Consider the following 21,961-nt stretch of genomic DNA (forward strand, 5'->3'; position numbering starts at 1 on the left):
TCATTCTACGATCTTAGCAGAAAGCTTTAGGATTTGGGCATGGCGGGGTGGAGGCTTACTCTTTTTAGCATCTGAATCGAGAACCTAATTTAGCCTCCATTGTGATGTTGACTTAATTCCATAATGAATGCCGCTCATAATTCCCTGTATGATTTTAGAAGACAACACATTCAATTCAAATGGTTCAAATCTTAAATTTTTACCAGGAAATGGTACAGTCGTAACGTACTTATTATCAAAAGAGGCGAAAAGAACTTCATTCACATCGAGCAGGCTTATAAAAATATAGTAGCTGGGGATAGTTTTATATATTTTATCATGAACTATTTTACTTGCATTTATAAAATCATCAATAAAATAAAACAAGTTATCTACTTTAATAAATTTATAACCATAACCCAATGCATCCCTAATCTCAACAGGCCTAAAAGCTTCAGTTATTCCATTTTGAAAACATATATAATACTCATCATTTGGCGTATAACTCAACACTCTATCATCTAGATTAGTATACTTAGCCTCAAGACCAGAAAGACGCCTAAAAGAATTTTTTATCTTAAATTGATGATCTTTACTTGACCAATCCAGCACATTATTATCTAGTAAATTTTCAGGTATAAAATGAATTAATACCCCACTATTATTTAAAAAATCTTTGTCAACTTCTTTATTTTCGACACTGCGTATTCTTTGACCAACAAAATTCTTCATTTCCTCAATGTCCATCTCAATTGTTTTTAAAGTTCAATCTTTATTTTAGCATTTATCAAGACGAGCACCTCAATGGCTCAAGTCATTTTGCTTTACGAGCGGATGATTTGAGCCATTAACCTTATTCTCAATTACAGTGTAGTTGCTTAAGCTCTCAAAAAGCTGAGTCAGCGTCTTGAAGCCATAAGTTCTTGGATCAAAACTAGGATCAATTTTCCTTAAAGCTAGGCCGATTTTTGATATATGCACTTCATAGCCTTCATTAGATGAAATTTCAAAAGCTTTGTCTATTATATCATTATCAATAGCTGGGAATTTATTTTTTTCTGAAGGTCTGCTCTTTGTTTCTGAAGGCTTTTTAATTTCATTTTTAGCACTAAAACTTTTACTCTGCTCTGTAATTGAATCGGACTCTACGTTGAGAATCTCCGTAAATGTGAAAATTTCACAAGAATTAACAAATGCAATAGGAGTATTATGCTTACCTATTCCCATTACAAAAAGACCTTCTTCTCTTATTCTCTTCGCCAAACCTGTATAATCACTGTCACTTGACACAATACAAAAGCCTTCTACGCTTTTACTGTGCAGTATGTCCATTGCATCAATAATAAGAGAACTATCCGTGGAGTTCTTTCCAGAGGTATATGAAAACTTCTGAATTGGACTAACAGAATGAATATTAAGAACATCTTTCCAACTATTCATATTAGGAGATGTCCAATCCCCATATATTCTCCTTATTGTAGCCTTGCCATATTTTGAAACTTCCTGTAGCACCTCTTTAATTAATTTAGCTTGAGCATTATCACCGTCAATTAAAACAGCAATATTAAATTTAGATTCCTTCATACTTTAATTCGTTTTATTTTTGCATTAGATTGCTTCACACAAAGCATTATCTCTACCAACCTAGATATCAGTTTTGCAATGTAGCAATGTTAATCGAACTTCTCATTCTTGATTATGGAATGATTGCACTAACCTACTGCTGCCCGACGGCCCCAGCCGGCGCCTGCTGGCCGGAGAAGTCGAAGTACAGGGTCATTTCCTTGGCGTACGAGGGGTCTTTGCCGTAGTCGTAGTACATGTTGGTTTTGCCCATCGGGCCCATGTTCTCGGCTTTCTGCGACTTGGTGCCGATGGCCGAAATGCCGTGCATGAAGGAGAGCTGGCCGCCGGGGAAGGCCGGGGCCGTGTTGTAGGGCGTGGCCGAGAAGCGCGGCGTGAACAGGCGCAGGTACACGTCTTCCTGGTCGCAGACGATGGTGAGGGGCTGGCCGGTGGTCTGCAGGGTGAGCCAGTAGAAGTTGGAGTAGTAGCCCTTGAACTCGGGGTACTCGGGGCCGCGGGTGCCCTCCATTTCGCCGGTGCTGGTGTTGTTGTAGGCCTTGGTCCACACGCCCAGGTTGGTGCCCTTCAGGCGGTCTTTCCAGACGCGGTAGGGCCCGTCGCCGCGCCACTGAATGCCTTGGACTTCCTTTTCGGGGTAGTTGAAGTTGAGGCCGGCCAGCTGGAAGTCGTAGTCTTTGGGGAAGTATTTGGCGGTCAGCTTCACCCAGCCCGAGGGGTACACCGTCCACTGCAAGGACTGGTAGCGGCTCTGCTTGCCGAATCTGGCTTCGATGACGACGTTCGGGCCGTCCTGGCGCTGGCTCAGGCCCTCGAAGGCAGTTTCACCCTCGGCCAGCACGGGGCCGTTGGAAAGCGGGATGATGCCCTTGGCGTTGCGCACCTGGCGCAGCAGGCCCGAGCGGCGGCTGAAGGTCAGCTCCACGCCGTTGGCGGCCACGGCGTAGAGCGAGTCGGTTTCAGTGAGGCGGGCGGCGCCGGGGGCTTCGAGGCGCACGAGCTGCTGGGCCACGGCGGCGGGGCGGGCAATGGGCCAGCTCCAGGTGTATATTTCGCGGCCGTCGGGGTACTGGGCGGTGATATAGAGCACGTCGAATCCTTGCCACTTCGAGGGCATTTCGAGGCGCAGGGTGCCGTAGGTGCCGCCGGGCGCGATGCTGGGCGCGGTGAGGGTGCCGGTTTGGGTGGCGAGGGACGCGGCTTTGGCGCCGGGGCCGGGCAGCTGGGTTAGCTTCCAGGTGAACTTACACTGCGACAGGTCGGTGAAGTGGAAGCGGTTTTGCACGCGGAAGGTGCCGTCGAAGGCCGGGGTGATTTCGCGGCGCTCGAAGAACACGGGGCTCCAGACTTCCTTGATGGTGAAGAAGCTGCCCTCCTTTTCGCGGTAGGGCCCGAGGATGCCGTCGGCGCCGTGGTTGCCGTCGGTGTCGAGGATGCCGCCCTTGTCGGTGCGCACCACGCCGGCGTCGGAGAAGTCCCAGAGGAAGCCGCCGGCCGAGCGCGGGTGGGCCCACATCTGCTCCCAGTAATCTTCGAGGCCGGCGCCGTGGCCGCCGTCGTAGAGGCCGTGCAGAAACTCGGTGGGGAACACCACGTTGTGGCCCTGCAAGTGCGTGCCGTTGCCGTAGTCGTAGTTGATGTAGTGCTGGGTGTCGGTGCCGCGGAACACCTGCCAGGCGTGGATGACGGGGCGCTGCTGCAAATCCAGGCGGTCGAGCACCGGGTCGAGGTCGAAGTTGTGGCCGCCCTCATTGCCGTTCACCCACACCACGATGCTAGGGTGGTTTTCGTCTTTGCGCACCATCTCCTCGGTGAGCTTGGTGCCGGTGGGCGTGTCGTAATTGCCGTGCCAGCCGGCTATTTCGTCGAGCACCATGAGGCCCAGCGAGTCGCAGGCGGCCAGGAAATGGTCGTCGGGTGGGTAGTGGGCCATGCGCACGGCGTTCATGTTCATCTCGCGCATCAGGTTCACGTCCTGAATGCTTAGGGCCTTGCTGGTCACGCGGCCCGAGGTCGGCCAGAACGAGTGGCGGTTGACGCCCTTGAACTTGATTTTGACGCCGTTCAGGTACATGCCGTCCCGCTCGCGCACTTCCATGGTGCGGAAGCCGATGCGCTTATCCACGGTGTGCACCGGCTGCCCGCCCTTGCGCAGGGTGAAGGCCACGCGGTAGAGGTTGGGCGTTTCGGGCGTCCAGAGCCGTGCTTGGCTGAGCGCGGTTTGCAGGCGCGTAGTGGCAGCGCCGCCGGCCACGGCCGCGCGGAACTCGGCGCCGGCTTTCTGCCCGTCGAGGGTGTAGAGCTGGCCCACGACTTCGTCGGCCCCGCTGCCCTGGGTGTACACGTTGGCGCGCAGGGAGCCGTCGGCCTTGGCATCCACGGCTACGCGGCTGATGTGGGTGGCGGGCAGGGCCTCCAGGAACACCGGGCGGAAGATGCCGCCGAACAGCCAGAAGTCCCCGCGCCGCTCGGCGTCGTTCACCGACTCGTTGGCCGAGTGCTTGCTGACGGTGGCTTCGAGCAGGTTGGTTTTGCCCGGCTTGAGCAGCTTGGTGATGTCGTACTTGAAGCGGTAGTAGGAGCCCTGGTGAATCGGGCCCGCCGACTGGCCGTTAATCTTCACCTCGGTGTCGGTCATGGCGCCGTCGAAGACGATATTCACCGTCTTGCCGTCCCAGTTTTTGGGCACCTTGAACTCGTACTTGTACTGGCCCACTTCCTTGCCGCGGGCGGTGTCCTTGGCGTGGCCGTAGTTGTACTTGCCGAAGCCCTGCAGCTCCCAGTTGGAAGGCACCGGGATGGTGGTCCACTTACCGGCTTTGCGGCCGGCTGAGCAGTAGAACTTCCACTTTACCGTGTGGTCTTTGTCGGGACCGGAGAGCAGCTGAATTTCGGTCTGCTGGGCTTGAGAGGCCAGGGGCAGGAGCGCGAGGAGGTATGGGAGGAAACGTTTGAGCATATCGGGCTGGGGGTGCCTCACGTGCGCCTCACCCCCCGGCCCCCTCTCCGAAAAGGAGAGGGGGAGCCTGACGACTTGGGGACTTTTGGCGCTGAGGCTCATGGTAAGTTGGCTTTGATGGCCTGGAGGACTTTCTCGGTTTCGTTTAAGGCTTGGTCATTGGCGAAGCGGAGGACGTGGAAGCCTAGCTCAGCCAGGATTCCGGAGCGGCCTTTGTCGTATTCGGCCTGGTTGGGTTCCAGGTGGCCGGCGCCGTCCAGCTCGACTATCAGCTTGTGCGGCAGGCACACGAAGTCGGCGATGAACCGGTCGATGCTGTGCTGGCGGCGAAACTTCACCCCTAGCTGATTACCGCGCAGCCGCTGCCAGAGCAGCTCCTCGGCCGGCGTCGGCTCGTGGCGCATTCCGCGCGAGCGGGCTTTCAGGTCAGCCGGCCGTACTGCTTCCGGTCGGCGGTAAAGATTTTATCCTGCGGCAGGTAAGGCTCGTTGGTTTCCATAGAATCGGCTAGCATCAGCAAACCAACAAGCTAGCAGAACCACCCGCGCCGCCGTGGCTCCCCCTCTCCTTTTCGGAGAGGGGACCGGGGGGTGAGGCGCACACGAGGCGCCTCTAGGGCGTCACCACTCCCCCACTCGTCTTCAGCGACTTCAGGTAAAACACTGCCAACTTCTCCGACTCGCCGGCTCGGGGCAAATCGTAAGTCTGGTCGGCGGGCGTGTCGGGCGTGGGGAAGTGGCGGGCGGGGCCGGTGCGCAGCATTACCCGCTCGAAGGAGGCCACCGGGGCGAAGAAGATGAAGGTGCTGGTCTTGCCGTTGGTCGTGACGGTGCAGGTGCGGTTGGGCGCGTCCAGGGTCACTTTCAGGTCGAGCTGCTGGCCGGCCTGGTACTTGGTCACGCCCTTGAAGCGCGCCCCGGCCTTGTAACTGAGCGTGCCGGTGGAGTCGAAGGAAAGCTGCACGGCGGGCTGGCCCTTGGCGTCCTGAAACTCGATTTGCAGCAGGCCGTGGTCGTTCTGGCCCGGTACTACCGACAGCTCGGCTACCAGATGCTTGCTCTCGGGGATGATGCGCTCGGCCTTGGCATAGTCGAAGCGGTCCGAGTCCTTGAACACGAGGCCCTTGCTCCCATCGGGCAGCGGCCCAATTTCGACTGGCGCTTGGACTAAACTGTACGTGTTCCACTGATCCAGCTCCTGGCCGGCGGGTAGCTGGGCAAACACGTCGTTGGCGTGGCTGGTAGCCGTGGCGCGAATGGGCACCGGCGCCGAGGCAATCCACAAATCCTCCTTGTTCACGCTGTAGCTCACCCACATTTTCTTGTCGGGCGGGGTACCGTCGCCTTCCTGGATGCCGCGCACGTACTGCGGGCCGTAGCTTTTGTAGTTGCCGCCGTAGCGCATGGGCGTGATTTCGCCGTGCACCAGCCACAGGTCGATGTAGTCGAGGCCGTTCGGGGAGGTCGACACGGCCAGCGGCCAGCGGAACTCCGAGGGGTTGTACACGGTGGCGTAGCGGCCGTCGGAGGTGCGCTGGCCCCAGATTTTGGCGTTGCTGTTGACGAAGTGCGGGGCGCGAATCACCGGGTTGGGCCAGGTTTTGCCGCCGTCGGGGCTGATGCTGGTCAGCGCGTGCTTCCAGAGGCCCACCACCCGGTTGTCGGGTAGGTGGTAGTAGCTGAAGGCCTTGTACTCCTTGCGCAGCGGGATGAGCTGGTCGTCGCGGTCCTGCTCCTCCACCATCTGCTGCATCATCAGCGGATTCGCGAGAATTTCCTCGCAGGCCGCCACGAAGCCCTTGTCCTTGCTCTTGGTGTAGAACGGGTAGGCCGATTTCGACTGGTCCCAGGTCTTGTTGTAGCGTAGGAAGTAGATGGGGCCGAACTTGCCAGCCGGCAGCACCTCGCGCACCACCCGGCCGATGCCCTGCCCGTCGTTGGGGTCGTCTTTGGCGTCGAGGGCAATGCCGTAGTAACCCAGGGTCAGCAGGCGGTTTTTCTTGGAAGTGTAGAAGCCCACGCGCTGGTGCATCACGGCCTCCAGGTTCTGGGCCACCTTGCCGGGCTGGTCGGGCTTGGTGAAGCCATCAGGCACCTTGTAGGGTGGGAAGATGACCACCGGGTCGGTCCAGGTATAGCCGTCCTTGCTGGTCAGCAGCAGGGTGCGGCCGGGCGGAATATGCTCGCCGGCGGGGTTGCTCAGGTACTGGTAATAGAACTGCCCCTGCCAGTAGGCCAGCATGGGCGCGTGGTTGTAGGTCCACCCCTCCCCGTTCGCCGCGCTGGGCTGCTCCCGGTTGGCGCGCAGCACCTGCCGGGCGTGGGTGCCAATGGCCGGGCGCAGCTGCCCGTGGTGGTAGTCCACGTTGCTGAGCGTGGTGCCGGTGTAGCGGATAGTTTCCTGGGCCTGCGCCCCAAAGCTACCCAGCGCCGCCGCGGCCAGAAGTGCTATCTGCTTATTCATGCGTTCCGCTGGTTGAGGTAGTTGCCGGTGCACCCATCGGGGCACTTCGCAGCAGGGTTTTCAGGGTTTTGCGCGAGGCCCGGAACACGGTGCCGTGCTTGTGCCCCGGCGGCACGCTGGTTTGCTCCGACACATCGGTGAACGTCTTGAAATCAGCCGTTTTCATCACGCCGTAGCGCTTTTCCTGGTAGGCATCATAATAAATCAACCATTCCTTATTGGGCAAACCCAGCACGCTCGGCCCCTCCGTGAAGTTGCCAGTAAAAGGTGCCGACACGTTTGGAAATGGCCCCAGCGCCGAGGACCCAAAGGCCACCTTGATGTTGCGGTTGGGCCGGGTATTGTCTTTTACTACCAGCACGTAATCCTGCGGCCCGCGTGGCACTACCACCGCATCAATGGCGCTCCAGCCCGGGTCCAGAAACAGCTTGGTGGGTGTGAAGGCCTGGAAATCGGTAGTCGTGGTGTAGTACAGGCGGTGGTTGTTGTCGTCGGCTTCTACGCCCTTTTCAAACCGCCCGGGAATAGTGCTGGCCCACACGATAAGGTACTGCCGGGTGGGCGCGTCGTAGAAGATTTCCGGGGCCCACACGTTCACGGTCGTCGGCTCCTGGCTCATCACGTCGATGAAGCGCTGCGCCGACCAGTGCACCAGGTCTTTGGAGGAAGCATAGCCGAAGCCTTTGTCGCCCTTCCAGCCGCAGGTCCACACGAGGTGGTAGGTGCCATCGGGGCCGCGGGCAATGCTGGGGTCGCGCAGGAGCTTGCTCGGGCCTACCTGCGGGGTGAGAAACGTGTGGTTCAGGTCCTGCCACTTATAGCCGTCGTAGCTGTAGAGCAGGCGCAGGCCCTCGTTGGCCGGCTCGTGAAAAGACGTGAACATGTACACGTCCCTAGAAGCGGCGCAGGAGCTCAGCAGCGCGCCGGCCAGCAGCCAGCCCATTCCTTTTGCCATACCGTTCACCCTTTGATAGTGCGGGCCGAGTCCAGGGTCAGCACCCAGTCGTTGCCGTTTTTGGGCTCCCCCGGCGGGTTGAATTCTCGCACGCCGGTGTTGGGAAATTTGCCAATAAGGGTAATTTTTCCATCCCGCGGATTGTACCAGGCGGCCTGTACCTCCTTGCTCTGAATCTTGCCCATGTTCACCTTGATATTGCGGCCGGTGTAGGTGTAAATAAACGCGTAGCTATTGCCCCGCGTGGCAAACAGCCGGTCGTACTTCTCTCCCACCTCGCCCGCAATCAGGCTCTGGTCGGGCACCCGCTCGAAAAAGCGCCGGGACAGCATCAGGTTTCTTAGATGCACCATCTGGGCCGCGCCCGGCGCGTTCAGCGCCTCCGACCACAGCTCCTTAGAGCCGTAGGCGCTGCCTTTGTCGAACGCGCTGTGCATCTGCATCACCGAGTTCTGCCCGTAGGTGTAGCCAAAGGCGCCCGCAAACACCGACCAGTAGCCGTAGCGGCGCACGTCGGCATCATTCCAGCGGGGCTGGGTAATGTCGTGCAAACCCTGCGGAATGCCCTCATACGACGGCTCTCCGTCGATGCTGGGCTTGGCGGGCTTCAGGGCATTGTCGACGAGCTGGTAGCGCCAGTTGTCTTCGCCGTAGTGCTTCTTCTCGTTGCGGGAGGTATCCTGCTCGTAGCGCCGGTGGCCCGACTGGTACATGTTGAAATCCAGCCACGCGGCGTTGTGGAACCAGTCCGACGACTGCGTGCGGCCGCGCGGGTGGTAGGTTACTAGGTGGTTGGGGTCGACGGCTTTCAGCGTGCTGCCGATGACGTTCCAGACCTTGAGCGAGTCGGAGCCGGCAATGTCGCCGCCGTTGAGCCAGATGATGTTCGGCCGGTTCTTATACCGCTCGGCCAGGAACGTGGCGTAGGTTTTGACCTGCTGCTGATTGACCTTGCCGGCCTTCACGTTGGTACCCCACACCGGCACCAGGCCCATGTAGAGCCCCTTTTTGGCGGCCAGGTCCACGATATAGTCGACATGGTCCCAGAAGTCGTACTGGGCAGCATCGGTGGCGGTGCTGCCCGGCGTGGTCAGGGGCCGGGCCACGTTGCCGCGCACCAGGGCCGAGTCGCCGTACACGTTTACGGCCGGCACTTGGTGCAGCACCATCACCTGAATAACGTTGAAGCCCTTTTTGCGCCGGTCTTCGAGGTAGGTTTCGGCTTCTTCGCGCTTGAGCTTGTTGAACAGCAGCCAGCCGGTGTCGCCGAGCCAGAAAAAGGGCTTATCGTCGGCCGTAGCCAGAAACCGGCCGTTGGCGGATACCTTCAGCTTGCCTGTGGGCGCCGGGGCCGGGGCAGCGGCCAGGAGCGACGCCAGCAAGAAGGAACAGGAAAGGCGCAGGGCTTTCGTCATGGATTTGGGTAGTACTATCTAAAGCCTGCAATCAGGCTGTTTGGTCATGCAGAGGCGCAGCCGAAGCCTCTGCATGACGTTCTTTTTGCTGCAGCCGGCGCTGTTAGCTACGACTTGCTTTTGCTGGCGACGGGGCGCACATTTTGTAGCGGCACCACACTGTTGAGGTATTCTTCGATGTTGGCGTAGCCGTCTTGGTCGCGGTCCTGGGTGGCGTCGGCGGCGTTTTTGGGGTTCAAACCGTGGGCTTTTTCCCAGGCGTCGGGCAGGCCGTCGTTGTCGGCGTCGGCGTAGGGCTTGCCGGCGTACGTTGGGTAGCCGCCCACCTGGGCGGGGTCGGTGATGATGCCCTGCTTATAAGAATCGGCGGGCAGGCGGCGCTTGATGTAGGGACTTTGCGGGGTAGGCTGGGCGTTTTTAGCGTAGGTAATTTTGCCGGTGCGCACGTCTTCCACGATGCGCGCATCCACTGCGTCGCGCCGGGGCAGGGAGCAGCCGGCGTTGGCCAGCACGTACTGGAAAGCCTCCGGGGCCGATAAGACAGTACCCATGTTCGGCAGTGCAAACGGTTTGTCGGTCTTGATTTCGGCCAGCGTTTTTTCTACCTCGGGCAGGTCTTCAAGCTGCACGCCCCCGGCCCAGTTGTCCTGGGTTACCTTGGCGTTGCCATCCACCACATTGCCCGCCACGTAGGCTTTGCCAAACAGGTTTTTCTGGTCCTTGTCGCGGCCCGACTCAGGCTTCAGAATCCGGTAGCTGATGGGCTGCCCGGCCGGCGTAATGGGGCCGGGTTTGTAGTAGTTGTTTACGAAGTTGTACTCCGATTTATTGTCGCCCCCATCGGCCGAGCGGTTCCACCAGTTGAACACCACGTTGTTGGCGAAGTTGAAGTCACCGTACATGCCCACCGAGGGGTTGCGGGCAATGTTGTTGGCCCACAAGTTGCGCGTAAACAGGCTGTTGAGCCCGCCAATGGTACTCCCGAAGGCGTGGTTGTAGGTATCGAGTCCTTCCGAGAAAATGGAGTTTTGAATGGTCACGTTCACCGTCGGCAGCTTGTCGGCCTTACCGGTTTGGGGGTTCTGGTACACGTGCCGGTAGATGGACATGTTCTCATCCAGGCCCCAGCTTGCCGAGACGTGGTCGATGATGATATTGCCCACCGGGTTGCCGCCCAGGCCGTCGTCGCGGCGGGCTACGTCGGTGGCCCCGCGCCGGAAGCGCAGGTAGCGCACCACCACGTCGTGGGTGTTGATCCAGATAGATTCGCCGGCCACGCAGATACCGTCGCCGGGCGCGGTCTGGCCCGCAATAGTCACGTAGGGTGCCCGGATGATGATGGGGCTTTGCAGCCGGATAATGCCGGCTACGTTGAAGACGATGATGCGGGCCCCGCCCTGCTCCAGGGCCTCCCGCAGGGTGCCGGGGCCGCTGTCGGCCAGGCTCTTCACCACGTATACCTTGCCACCCTGCCCGCCAAACACGTGCGCCCCGCCGCCTTCCGCACCCGGAAACGCCAGCCGGCTCGACTGCGGCAAATCCGACGGCTTGGCTGCCCACGGCACGTAGGGCTTGCCGGCCTTGGCTTCGGCCTCAATGATGGGCAGGGCCTTTTGCCAGGCTTCGTCCGAGCGTTTCTCGGCCTCGGCCAGGGCCGCATCGGCTTTGGCCTGCACCTCCGGCGGAATTTTGGGGTATTGCGCCCGGGCAGGCGTAACGGCCCATACGGAGGTGGCTAAAGCGGAAAGTAAAAGCAGGCGCTGATTCATTGTGGATAAGCTGTATTTCGTTTGCCCTGCTGGGCTTGCCGAAGCATCTCGCCTGCAGTAGCAATTCATTTTACCATTGCGGGAGAGATGCTTCGACAAGCTCAGCAGAACGTTTTTTTTATGGTTCCTATTTCCAGGCTTAATACCCCGGATTCTGCTGAAACTCGCCCTTGTTGGTTACCGCGTCGATGTCGCTCTGCGGAATGGGGCGGCGGGCGTGGAAGTCCTGGATGGAGGCTTTAGCGTCGGGGTTGTGGAGGCGCACCCGCTCGGTGAGCTTGCCGGTCCGCTTCAGATCCAGCCAGCGCACCTGCTCACCGGCCAGCTCCCGGGCCCGCTCGTCGAGCACAAAGTCGAGGTTCATCTGCGCGGGTGTCACCTGCATGGCGGCGGTGCGGCCGGGCAGCGCGGCGCGGGTGCGCACCAGATTCACGTAGTACGCCGCCGAGTCGGCGCGGCCGAGGCGCACCTGGGCTTCGGCTCCGATGAGGATGATGTCGCCCAGCCGGAGCATATTGGCATCCCGGGCGCTTTCGGTGGTCGTGGCCGTGGCCCGGGTCGGGTCGTCGAACTTGCGCAGCGAAGGATAGTAGCGCCGCTCGCCTTTCAGCGAACCGTCGGCGTTATAAAGGTCGTCGATGTCGTAGGTCTTGTAGCGGAAGCGGCGGGTGTAGAGCTGGTCAAAGGCGGGGATGCTGCGCTTGGTGGTCAGCACGGCCGTGTCGCCGACGGCAAACTTGGGCTGGCCCAGCAGCGGCGCCAGGGCCGCGTTCTGGTTGACTTCGGCCTGCGTCCAGCGCGGAATGTTGGTGGCGCTGTTGGCAATCCAGGCCTGCTTGAACGAGCCGACGTAGCGGGCATCATTCTGCTCGTTGTAGAGGTCGAGCAAAAAGCGAGTGGGCATGTAGCGCACACCCGGCAGGCCGTTGGCTACGTCGCGCACCAGGCCCGGCTGGTCGTCGTACTTCATCAAGAACCACTGGTGGCCGGTGTGGCTGCCCGCGTTGAAGGTCAGGTTGGTGGAGTAGTTCACGGCCCACAGCACCTCGGAGTTACGCTGGTTGGCAATGTCCCACAGGCTGGCATAGCTGGTCACGAGGCGGACGCCCTGGGCGGTGTAAGCCGTAGTAACCTTGCGGGCAAAGTGTGCGGCGCGCTGGTAGTTTCCGCTCGACAGATACGCTTTGGCCGCAAAAGCCTCGGCAGCGGGCCGCGTGATGCGGCCGTAGTCGTTGGCCGTGGCCGGGGCCGGGTACGTGGCCAGCGTCACGGGCAGGTTGGCCACGGCAAATTCCACGTCGGCCAGAATCTGGGCGTACACCTCGGCCACCGGGGCGCGGGTGGCCGTTGTCACGACACCCTCGGTAGGCTCCAGGCGCAGCGGCACCGGCCCGAAGCTTTCTACCAGGTGATAGTAGTACCAGGCCCGCATAAAGCGCAGCTCGGCCTCGGCCGAAGCCCGGCGCGACGACGCCAGCCCGGCCGTGTTGATGTACTTCAGGGCCTGGTTCACGAGGTTGATACCGGCGTAGCAGGGCGTCCAGAGGTTGTTTTTCACCCACACGTTGTCGGTGTTCAAGGACAAGTAGTTCATCAGCGGGGGCTGAGGACGCACGTTGCTGGCGGCCGTGCCGTCGTTGGAGGCGGCGCTGGTCCAAATGTCGGTGCCCATTTCCAGCAGCGCGTAGCCCGATTCCTTGCCGTAGATGGTACGGTTGTAGGTGTAGGCGCCGTTGATGGCCGTTTCGAAGCCTTCAGGAGTGGTAAACACGGCTTCGGCGGTGGCGCCGCTGGGGTTGAATTCGTTGAGCTGATCCTGGCAGGCGGAGGCGGCCAGGGCCAGCAGGGCAAACGTCAGGGGGCGGATGGTTTTGTGCATGACGAGTCTGGTCGGATTAAAAGCCCACGTTCAGGCCTACCACGAAAGCGCGGTTTAAAGGCCGGTCGATAACACCTTCGCCCTCGGGGTCGAAGTCCTTCAGGTTGCTGATTGTATAGAGGTTACGCCCCGACACGTACACCCGCACGTTGTCGATGCGGGCCTTGCCCACCAGGCTTTTCGGAATGGTATAGCCCAGCGTTACGTTGCGCACCTTGGCCCAGGAAGCTTCGCGCTCGGTCAGGGTGGTCACGTAGCTCAGGGTGCGGGTGGCGTGGGGGCGTGGGTACTCGTTGGTGGGGTTTTCGGGAGTCCAGTAGTCTACCACGGCGCCGTTGTTGTTACCGCTGCGGGTGTACTTGGCGTAATAGTCGGAACTGATCCACTGGCCCACGCGGGCCACCAGCAGCACGTTCAGGTCGAAGCCCTTGTAGCGCACGTCGTTGCTCAGGCCGCCGGTCCACTTGGGCACGCGTGAGCCAATGACGGTGCGGTCGGCAGCGGTGATTTTACCGTCGGGCACGCCGTCGGGGCCCGAGAGGTCGGCCACCTTGATGTCGCCGGGCAGAAACACGCCCGCGCCGTACTGCGAGGCATCCTCGCCGAGCTGCCAGATGCCGATTTTCTTGTAGTCGTAGTATACCTGCGCCGGCTGGCCCTCAATGAGGGAGTTGCGGTAGTCATCGGCAATAACGTTGCCGTTGGGCAGCTCCACGATGGTTTCGCGGTTGGCGGCAAAGGTGGCCGTCGTCGACCAGGTCAGGCTTTCACCGCGCAGGTTCTGCGTGGTCAGGGCTACTTCAATACCCTTGTTGCGGGTGCGGCCGATGTTGCGGTTCACCGTTGTGACGCCCGTAAACGAGGGCAGCGTGTAGGGAAAAATCAGGTCCCGGGTTTGCGCGTCGTAGTAGTCCACGGTGCCGGTGAGGCGGTTATCGAGCAGGCCGAAGTCTACGCCCAGATCCAGGGTGTAGGTTTTCTCCCAGCCCAAGTCGGTATTGCCAATCAAGGGCGCAATGGTGTACGTCGGGGCGGCGTTGCCATCCACGTAGGCAAAGGACGTATTGGTCAGCGCGTTCTGGGTGCCGTAGGGGTTGATGCCGTCGTTGCCCGACACGCCGTAGCTGCCACGCAGCTTGAGCTCGGTGAGGAATTTGGCATCCTGCATAAACGACTCATCGATGAGGCGCCAGCCCAGGCCCACCGAGGGAAAGTAGTCCCACTTGTGGCCCGGGGCCAGCTTCGAGGAACCATCTACCCGGCTGGTGGCGGTAAGCAGATAGCGCCCTTTCCAGCTATAATTCACGCGGCCGGCAAAGGAAACGAGGTTGCTGCGCACGAAGCCCGAACCGTAAAACGGGTTCTGGTTGGCCGCGCCCAGGTTGTAGAACGACTGTGAGGGCAGTACCTGGTTGTTGCCGCCCGCGAAGCTGTTGGTGTTGGTAAAAATCAGGTCGCTGGCCACGCCGGTGAGCGTGAGCGAATGGTCGCCGATGTCCTTCTTGTAGGTCAGCACGTTTTCCCAGCTCAGGTTGCGGTTCTGGTTGCTGGTAATGGAAGCCTGGGACCTGTTGCCGGCCCCGTCGATGGTGTTCAGGCCGTAGAAGCTGCCGGCCTCGGAAGTGGCGTAGTTGGCCGCGAAAGTAGAGCGCAGGCTCAGTCCGTCGAGGGGCGTCAGCTCTATGTATGCGGCAGCGGTGAGGCGGTTGGTTTTGGTGTTGCGCTCGTAGGCACCGGGCTGCTCGTCGGCCAGCGGGTTGATCTGGGTGCTGCCCAGCAGGCGGTAGATGAGCTTGCCCTCGTCATCATATACACGGCCCAGCGGCACGGCCTGGGAAGCCAGGTTGAACGGGTCGCGCCGGATGTCGTTGTTGATGTAGGCCAGCTGGGTTTGCAGGCCCACTTTCAGCCACTTGTTCACCGTCTGGTCGATGTTGGCGCGGGTGGTGTAGCGCTTGAAGCGGTCCAGCTTCATGAGGCCCTTCTCGTCGTAATAGCCCAGTGAGAAGTACACCTTGGTATTGTCGGAGCCGCCGGTAAGGCCGATCTGGTAGTTTTGCTGCATCCCGTTGTGCAGCAGCTGGTCGGGCCAGTTCACGTACTGCTCGTTGGCAATGGCCTCGCGCTGGGCCGGCGTGAAGGCCACCGCGTCGTCGGCGGGCGAGTTCCAGGTGCCGGCGGCCCGGAAGGCTTCGCGGCGAAAGGCCACGTACTGCGGCCCGCTCATAAACTCGCCGTAGCCGGCCACTTTCGTGACGCCGGTGTAGGCGTTGAAATTGATTTTGGGCTTGCCCGAGCCGCCGCGCTTGGTGGTGATGATAATGACGCCATTGGCCCCACGTGAGCCGTAAATAGCCGTCGAGGAAGCGTCTTTCAGCACCTCGATGCTTTGCACGTCGTTGGGGTCAATGTCGGCCGCATTCACGTTCTGCACGCCGTCCACGATGTAGAGCACGTTGTTGGACGAGCCGGGGTTGGCAATGGAGCGGTTGCCCCGAATGCGGATGCTGGCGCCCTGGCCCGCGTAGCCGTTGGCCCTGGAAATATCAGCCCCCGGAATCTTGCCCTGCAGCGCCTCGGTTACCGTTGTTACCGGCAGCTTGGTTACCTCCTCCCCTTTCACCGATGTCACGGCCCCGGTCAGGTCCCGCTTGCGCACCGTGCCGTAGCCGATAACCACCACATCGTCGAGCTCGGCCGTGGCCGGCGAGAGGCGCACTTCCAGGCGGGTCTGGTCGGGCTTCACGGCCAGCTCCTGGTTGGTGTAGCCGATGTAGGAAATAACCAGCGTCACGTCCTGCTTATCGGGCACCTGGAGCGTGAAGCGTCCTTCAGGGTCGGTGCTGTTGCCGTTGGTGGTACCTTTCACCACGACCGTGACGCCGGGCAGCGGCTCGGCCTTTTCGGTACTGACTACCTGGCCCGTGATGGTACGCGTCTGAGCCTGGGCGGCCGCCGCCACGCACAGCACGGAGGCAGTGAGAAGGGGGAAGAAGGGTTTCATCGGGTGGGGGTTTAGGGAGCGAAAAATAGGTGTCGGGAATTTGGGGCCGCTAGCGGGGCAGCACCAGGTGCCGGGCCCGGTCTTTGGCCGCATCCGGCGCCAGGCCGATTACGTCGCCGCAGAAGTGCACTTCCACGCCCAGCTCGGCCAGGGCAGCGGCCTTGATGCGGCAGGCCTGGTGGGCCTTGGCCTCGTAGGGCGCATACACCACCTGAATGTGGTTGGCCTTGTGGCGGGCCATCATCTGGTTGCGGCTCACCCCGCGTAGCACGGCGTGCATGATGGGCCATTCGGGCGTCGTTTCCTGCCAGCGGCGCTGGGTTTCGGCGGCGGGCAACGCCACGGCCTCGCCCACGCCCAGGTCGCAGTGCAGCTTGCCATTCATCACGTACACCCGGCTCCAGACGATAGAGCCCGGCCGGCTCACGCCCTTCAGGCTGCCGCCGCCGAGCCGGAAATACATGGGGGGCTGCCGCTCACTGCTGGCGCCCTGGTAGCCGCCCACGAAGTGCGCCGGCGGGGCCGCGCCCGAAATCAGGAACAGCCACACAAACTCCTCTCCTTCGCCGGTATCGTAGGTTTCGCCCCAGCGCAGGTCGTGCAGGGTGGTTTCGCCGGGCAGGCCCAGCTCTTCCCAGAGGCGGTAGGTGAGCAGGGCGTCGAGGCCGGCGCATTCGTCTACTTCGTTGAAGTGGGGCAACGCCCGGCCGGGGTACAGCTCCTCTCCTGCCACCGAAAATACTGGGGGCCGGTCGGTGTTGTTGAGCAGGCCTTCCACCAGGTCGCTGGCCGCCGTCAGGTCTTTGAGGCCCTGCTGGTACTGAATGCCGATGGTGTCGCAGCCAAACTCGGCGGCCAGGCGCACGGCGGCCACGTACATCTTGCACTGCTCCAGCGTCTGGGCGCGGGTCAGCTCGGTGGCTTCATCGGTGCCCCAGTTGAATTTCATACCCTTGGCCAGCAGCCAGTCGAGCACGGCCTGGGCCTCGGCGTCCGCGACTTCGCGCATGGCCGCATACAGCGTCGACTGGCTCAGACGCTCCTTGAATACGCCGGTGGGGTGCAGCAGCTCATCGGGCACAATGGCGTTATACATGCCCATGCAGCCTTCGTCGAACACGCCCATAATGGCTTTGTGCTGGCGGAAGCGGCGGGCAAAGGCACGGCCGGTTTTCTCATCGGCAGCCGGCAGCATGGCGCCGGCAAACGGCTTGACGTGGCTGGCATCCTGCGTAATAATGCCTTCGGTAAGCCACTGGCGCAGGCCGGCGGTGAAAAACTCGTCGGTAAAATCCTCGCTCCAGAGCGTGCTGTAGGGTACACCGGCCTTGGTGAGGCAGCCGTTCAGGTTCAGCATGCCCACCAGGCCGGGCCACTGCCCGCTCCAGTTAGCCACCGTCAGAATAGGGCCCTGGTGGGTGGTGAGGCCGGCCAGCACGTGGTGCGAGTACTGCCACACGCTTTCGGCCACGATGAGGGGCTGGTGCGGGTCGAGGGTCCGGAACACGTCCATGCCCATCTTCTGCGAGTCGAGGAAGCCGTGCTGCTTGTCGGGGTCGTAGGCGTGGGCGCGCTTCACGGCGTAGCCCAAGTGGGCCAGGGCCGCGCCCAGCTGCTCTTCCATGGCCTGCTGGGCCGCCCAGCAGTTCTGATTGGCCGCGAGGCGCAAATCCCCACTGGCGACTAACAACACTTCTTTGGGGGTAATAGAGGCCACTGCTTGCTGGTTAGAGAGTACAAGAATAGGACCGATGCGCGCTGCTTTCCACTCTGGGCCCGGCACTGGCGCGGATAAGTTTCCGGGGCGGAAAGCAGCGAGAAAGTCGGCGTAACAAATATGCCGGATGCCGCCGCCGAGTCCCTCCCGGTTCTTAGCTACTTAGTATAGGATATTAGCATAGCCCCCGGCCAGGGCTCAAACCCAGGCCCAAACCGGGCCGGCGTCAGGAGCCGCTCGGCGCAAGTGCTTACTCACCCCGGCGTGGGGACGGGCAGGCGAAATGCAGGCCCGAGCAGTAGACTACAGGAGAGTTGAGCTTGGACAACAAAATACATTAGTGTCCACTCACTTCACCACGGGCCGGTAACCGACCGCCGTTCTGCATTTTGCCACCCAGGATAAGATCCTAGAGTAAGGCCCGGTCCAGGCCTGGTTTCAGCCTGGCCGAATGGCTCAGCTACCCAGCCATTGGTGTTTTGTGTCTACCCGGCGCGGCAATCGGCCCGCCTCTCTCTCCAGTTCCCACCCCAATCATTCCTCGTCATGAAAGCCCACTTTCACAAAGTCCCGGTCAGCACTCAAAGCTCGTTCAGCATTCGGCACGACCGGAAACCCAACTTTGGCACTACCTGGCATTACCACCCCGAGCTGGAGCTGCACTACGTGATTCGGGGCGAGGGCGTGCGGCTGATTGGCGACAACATCACCAACTTTTCGTCGGGCGAGATTATCCTGCTGGGGGCCAACCTGCCCCACACCTGGCGCTGCAACGAGGAGTATTTCCAGAACGACCCGGAGCTGGAAGTCGAGGCCATCGTCATTCAGTTTCTGCCCGAGTGCCTGGGCCGCTACCTGCTGGGCTTGCCCGAAGCCTACCTCATTCCCAAGCTGTTTGAGAAAGCCAAAAGCGGGCTGCTCATCGGCGGCGAAGCCAAGGCCCGCCTTGCGCCGCTGATGCAGGCCGCCGTGCAGGCCACCGACCTGGACCGCATCATCATCTTCCTCTCGATTCTGAAAATCATTTCCGAAACGTCGGAAGTCAAAACCATTGCCGCCGAGCACCACGCCTACAAGCAGTCGAACGAGTCGGACACGCAGCGCATCAACAAGGTGTGCAACTACACGCTGTCCAACTACAAGAAGGAAATTACGCTGGAGGAAATTGCGTCCATCAGCAACCTGAGCGTGACGTCGTTCTGCCGGTATTTCAAGCTGATAACCAAGAAAACGTACTACGATTTTCTCATCGAAATCCGCATCAGCCAGGCCTGCCGCCTGCTCATCGAAGACAAGATGCCGACCGAGGTTATCTGCTTCGAGTGCGGGTTCAACAACGTGTCGAACTTCTACCGGCACTTCAAGAAAATCACGAAGATGACGCCGCTCGAATACAAGCGCAAATACCTGCACAGCTACAAGGAGCTGGCCGCTGCCTAGCAGCCCAAATTGAGTAAGTAAGGAAAGAGTGAAAGGCAAAAAGGCCGCCGTCATTGCTGACGGCGGCCTTTTTGCCTTTCACTCTTTCTCCTTTTTTGCTCTACTCTTTACTCTTATTCTTATTTTCTTACACCAGCTCCAGACTGTGGCTCAGGGCTTGATAGTCGCCGCGGAGAGCTTCCACGCCGTGGCGCACCGCGCTGGAGAAGGTGCCCACCTGCCGGCGCGTAAACGTCGAAATATCGATGCCGCGCTGCCGGAGCGAGTACTTGGCCGCAATGGGATACACGTGGTGCATCACGTCCATGTTGCGGATAAAAAACTGCTGCACCTCGGCCACCTGTTCCTGCAGCTGGGGCTGGTCGTAGTTGTCGCAGAGCCACACAATCAGCTCGGGGAAGAAGTTGCCCTGAATGCAGGACAAGCCTGCCGCCCCGGCCCGCAACGACTCCACCGCGTGGCCCATGTAGGCATCGTAGAGGCCGAAGGGGTGGCCCTGGGCGGCGGCCAGCTTGGCCCGCACCTGAGTCATATCGAGGCAGGTATCCTTGTGGTAAATCACGCGGCCGGTGTGCACAAACTGGCCCAGCTGCTCGGCCGAGAGCAGACGCTTGTAGGGCTCGGGGCACTCGTAGAAGCCCAGCGGAATGCCCGGCGTCCAGTCGAGCAGCCGAAATACCCGCTCGTTGAAGACGGCATCCGACTCACTCTGGGTTGCCAGCAGCCCGGTGATGACGATGACAGCCTCGGTGCCTGCCTCGTACACTTGCTTCACGAAATCGGCCTGCTCGGTGAGGCTGCCGGCGAAGGTGCCGGTGGCTACCACGGGCACCGCGCCGCCCACTACGTCCACGATATGGCGGATGCTTTGCAGGCGCTCCTGGGCGCTGAGCTCGAACATCTCGCTCGACAAACAATTGGCAAACAGCCCGGACGCACCGGCGCGTAAGTACAGCTCCGTCAGGCGCGTCAGCGCCGGGTAGTCGATTTGCCCATCGTTTTGAAAAGGCATGAGCATGACCGGGACAAATCCTTTGCGTGATTTTTCCATCTTCTTAAATCCAGACTTGATAGGCAGATATGACAGCCACAACGGGCTGCTTCGGGGCCGTTTAGGGGCGGCTAATACACGGAATGTTCGGCTGATTTCAGAGCTTCCTTCGCCTCAACTTTCGAGCGGCGCAGGCGCGTGAGTACCAGGCCCACCAGGAATATCGTGAGCGTGCCGACCACGATAATCATACTCTTGTGCAGCGGGTTGCGGAACGTGGCTAGCTCGTCGGGCAGCTTACCCGAAAACGTCATCCAGAGAATAACCAGCACCCCGATGATGGTGGCCGTGAGGGCCTCGTGGTTGCCGGTTTGGCGGCTGATGACGCCCAGCAGGAACAAGCCCAGCATGCCCGCGGCGAAGATGCCCGACAGCTCCCACCACACGTCCAGCACGCTTTTCACGCCAATCATGGCAATACCGGTGCCCATGCCCAGCAGGCCCACTACCACTGTGCCCAGATGCAGCACGCGCATGGTTTGGCGCATGTTCAGGTTGGGCTTGAAATACCGCTCGTAGATGTCGGCGGTAAACACGGTGGCCGAGGCGTTCATACCCGAGCTGATGGTGCTCATAGCCGCCGACAAGATGGCCGATACAATGAGCCCCACGAAGCCCGTCGGAATCTTGGTGACCATAAAGTGGGGCATTACTTTGTCGCCGTAGTCGGCAGGCAGCAGCTGGGCGGCGGCCTGGCTGATCTGGGCGGCAGTGGCGGTAAGGGGCAGCTTCTCGGCGGCCACTTTCAGCTTCACGGCCTCGATGAGCTCGGGGTGCACCTGGTAGTAGGCAAACAGCGCCGAGCCGATGACGAAGAACAAGAGCGAAGCCGGCAGATACAGCCACACGCACAGCCAGATAGACTTCGAAGCCTGCTTGGCCGAGGCCGCCGTGTGGTAGCGCTGCACGTAGTTCTGGTCGACGCCGAAGTTGTTGAGATTAATAAAGAAGCCGTAGAGCAGCACCACCCAAAACGTGGATTGGGTAAAATCCGGCAGGAAACCGCCCAGGCTGAACTTGTCGTGCTGCTGGCCGATGGCTACCACGTTGGGCAGGCCGCCGGGCATGTTCTGGATAATCAAATACAGAATCAGCAGGGCCCCGAAGGTCTTGATGACGCCCTGCACCACCTCAGTCCAAATAACGGCCTCAATGCCGCCCAGCACGGTATAGACGATGATGCAGATGCCGGTGCAGAGCATAATCATCTCCATCGAGAAGCCGGTGAGAGCCTGCAGCGTGAGGGCAATGCCGAAGAAAATGGAGCCGATGCGGGCCAGCTGCGTGAGCAGAAAACACACCACGGCGTAGGTGCGCGCCCAGCTTCCGAAACGGTGTTCGAGGTGCGTATAGGCCGATATTTCGCCGGTGCTACGGTAAAATGGTACGAAGTAGCGCGCCGCCACCCAGGCCGCCAGCGGCATGGAAAGGCTGAAGACAAAGGCATTCCAGTTGGTGCCAAACGCCTTGCCCGGCACGCCCAGAAACGTGTTGCTGCTCAGAAAAGTAGCGTAAATACTCAGCCCGATAGCCCAGCCCGGAATGGAGCCCGAGGCGCTGGAATATTGCTCCGGATTCACGTTTTTCCGGGCGAAGTACACCCCCACGGCTATCATGGCCAGCAGGTAAAAAGCAATAATGGTCAGATCGAGAACCCGCAGATTGTTCATGGGACAAACATTGCCAAAATGCCGCGAAATCTCGCCTCTTCTTTCAGTTGAAAACCTGATAGCAAATGTATTAGCC

General features: G+C 60.1%; 14 protein-coding genes. 1 reads left to right on the forward strand and 13 read right to left on the reverse strand.

Annotated features, from left to right (window positions below; translation table 11 throughout):
• Positions 1-84: 84 nt before the first annotated feature.
• The 11 genes from LGH74_RS12810 to LGH74_RS12860 form a co-directional block, all read right to left on the reverse strand.
• The gene (locus LGH74_RS12810; RefSeq protein WP_226176328.1) at positions 85-726 is read right to left on the reverse strand and encodes a hypothetical protein; all 642 of its coding nucleotides are present in this window, start codon (positions 724-726) and stop codon (positions 85-87) included.
• A gap of 54 nt (positions 727-780) precedes the next feature.
• Positions 781-1,563, reverse strand: coding sequence for an NYN domain-containing protein (locus LGH74_RS12815; protein WP_226176331.1), 783 nt, complete (start codon positions 1,561-1,563; stop codon positions 781-783).
• A gap of 133 nt (positions 1,564-1,696) precedes the next feature.
• Positions 1,697-4,522, reverse strand: coding sequence for a glycoside hydrolase family 2 protein (locus LGH74_RS12820; RefSeq protein ID WP_226176334.1), 2,826 nt, complete (start codon positions 4,520-4,522; stop codon positions 1,697-1,699).
• Between the two features lie 98 nt (positions 4,523-4,620).
• Positions 4,621-4,926 (reverse strand): endonuclease domain-containing protein, encoded by a 306-nt coding sequence (locus LGH74_RS12825; protein ID WP_262904630.1) that lies wholly within the window; start codon positions 4,924-4,926, stop codon positions 4,621-4,623.
• Between the two features lie 208 nt (positions 4,927-5,134).
• Entirely contained in the window at positions 5,135-6,985 is a 1,851-nt protein-coding gene (locus LGH74_RS12830; protein ID WP_226176336.1) for an exo-alpha-sialidase, read from the reverse strand.
• On the reverse strand, positions 6,978-7,940 hold the full coding sequence (locus LGH74_RS12835) for a glycoside hydrolase family 43 protein (protein ID WP_226176337.1): 963 nt from the start codon (positions 7,938-7,940) through the stop codon (positions 6,978-6,980). Before LGH74_RS12835 ends, LGH74_RS12830 begins: the two co-directional genes overlap by 8 nt.
• Before the next feature lie 5 nt (positions 7,941-7,945).
• A complete protein-coding gene (locus LGH74_RS12840; RefSeq protein ID WP_226176338.1) occupies positions 7,946-9,355 on the reverse strand; it encodes a glycoside hydrolase family 140 protein in 1,410 nt (469 codons plus the stop codon).
• A gap of 107 nt (positions 9,356-9,462) precedes the next feature.
• A complete protein-coding gene (locus LGH74_RS12845; protein WP_226176339.1) occupies positions 9,463-11,124 on the reverse strand; it encodes a pectate lyase family protein in 1,662 nt (553 codons plus the stop codon).
• A 139-nt stretch (positions 11,125-11,263) separates the two neighbouring features.
• On the reverse strand, positions 11,264-13,003 hold the full coding sequence (locus tag LGH74_RS12850) for a RagB/SusD family nutrient uptake outer membrane protein (RefSeq protein WP_226176340.1): 1,740 nt from the start codon (positions 13,001-13,003) through the stop codon (positions 11,264-11,266).
• A 16-nt stretch (positions 13,004-13,019) separates the two neighbouring features.
• Positions 13,020-16,007, reverse strand: coding sequence for a SusC/RagA family TonB-linked outer membrane protein (locus tag LGH74_RS12855; protein WP_226176341.1), 2,988 nt, complete (start codon positions 16,005-16,007; stop codon positions 13,020-13,022).
• A gap of 49 nt (positions 16,008-16,056) precedes the next feature.
• Positions 16,057-17,724 carry a fucose isomerase gene (locus tag LGH74_RS12860; protein WP_226176342.1) on the reverse strand — a complete coding sequence of 556 codons (1,668 nt, stop codon included), beginning with the start codon at positions 17,722-17,724 and terminating at the stop codon, positions 16,057-16,059.
• A gap of 546 nt (positions 17,725-18,270) precedes the next feature.
• Between LGH74_RS12860 and LGH74_RS12865 the strand changes: the two genes are divergently transcribed.
• A complete protein-coding gene (locus LGH74_RS12865; RefSeq protein ID WP_226176343.1) occupies positions 18,271-19,164 on the forward strand; it encodes an AraC family transcriptional regulator in 894 nt (297 codons plus the stop codon).
• 127 nt (positions 19,165-19,291) lie between these two features.
• Here LGH74_RS12865 and LGH74_RS12870 read toward each other — a convergent pair whose 3' ends face one another.
• On the reverse strand, positions 19,292-20,215 hold the full coding sequence (locus LGH74_RS12870; RefSeq protein WP_226176345.1) for a dihydrodipicolinate synthase family protein: 924 nt from the start codon (positions 20,213-20,215) through the stop codon (positions 19,292-19,294).
• 71 nt (positions 20,216-20,286) lie between these two features.
• Positions 20,287-21,885 (reverse strand): sodium:solute symporter family protein, encoded by a 1,599-nt coding sequence (locus LGH74_RS12875; protein ID WP_226176347.1) that lies wholly within the window; start codon positions 21,883-21,885, stop codon positions 20,287-20,289.
• Positions 21,886-21,961 lie beyond the last annotated feature (76 nt).

This window comes from Hymenobacter lucidus (assembly GCF_020447265.1).
Lineage (GTDB): Bacteria > Bacteroidota > Bacteroidia > Cytophagales > Hymenobacteraceae > Hymenobacter > Hymenobacter lucidus.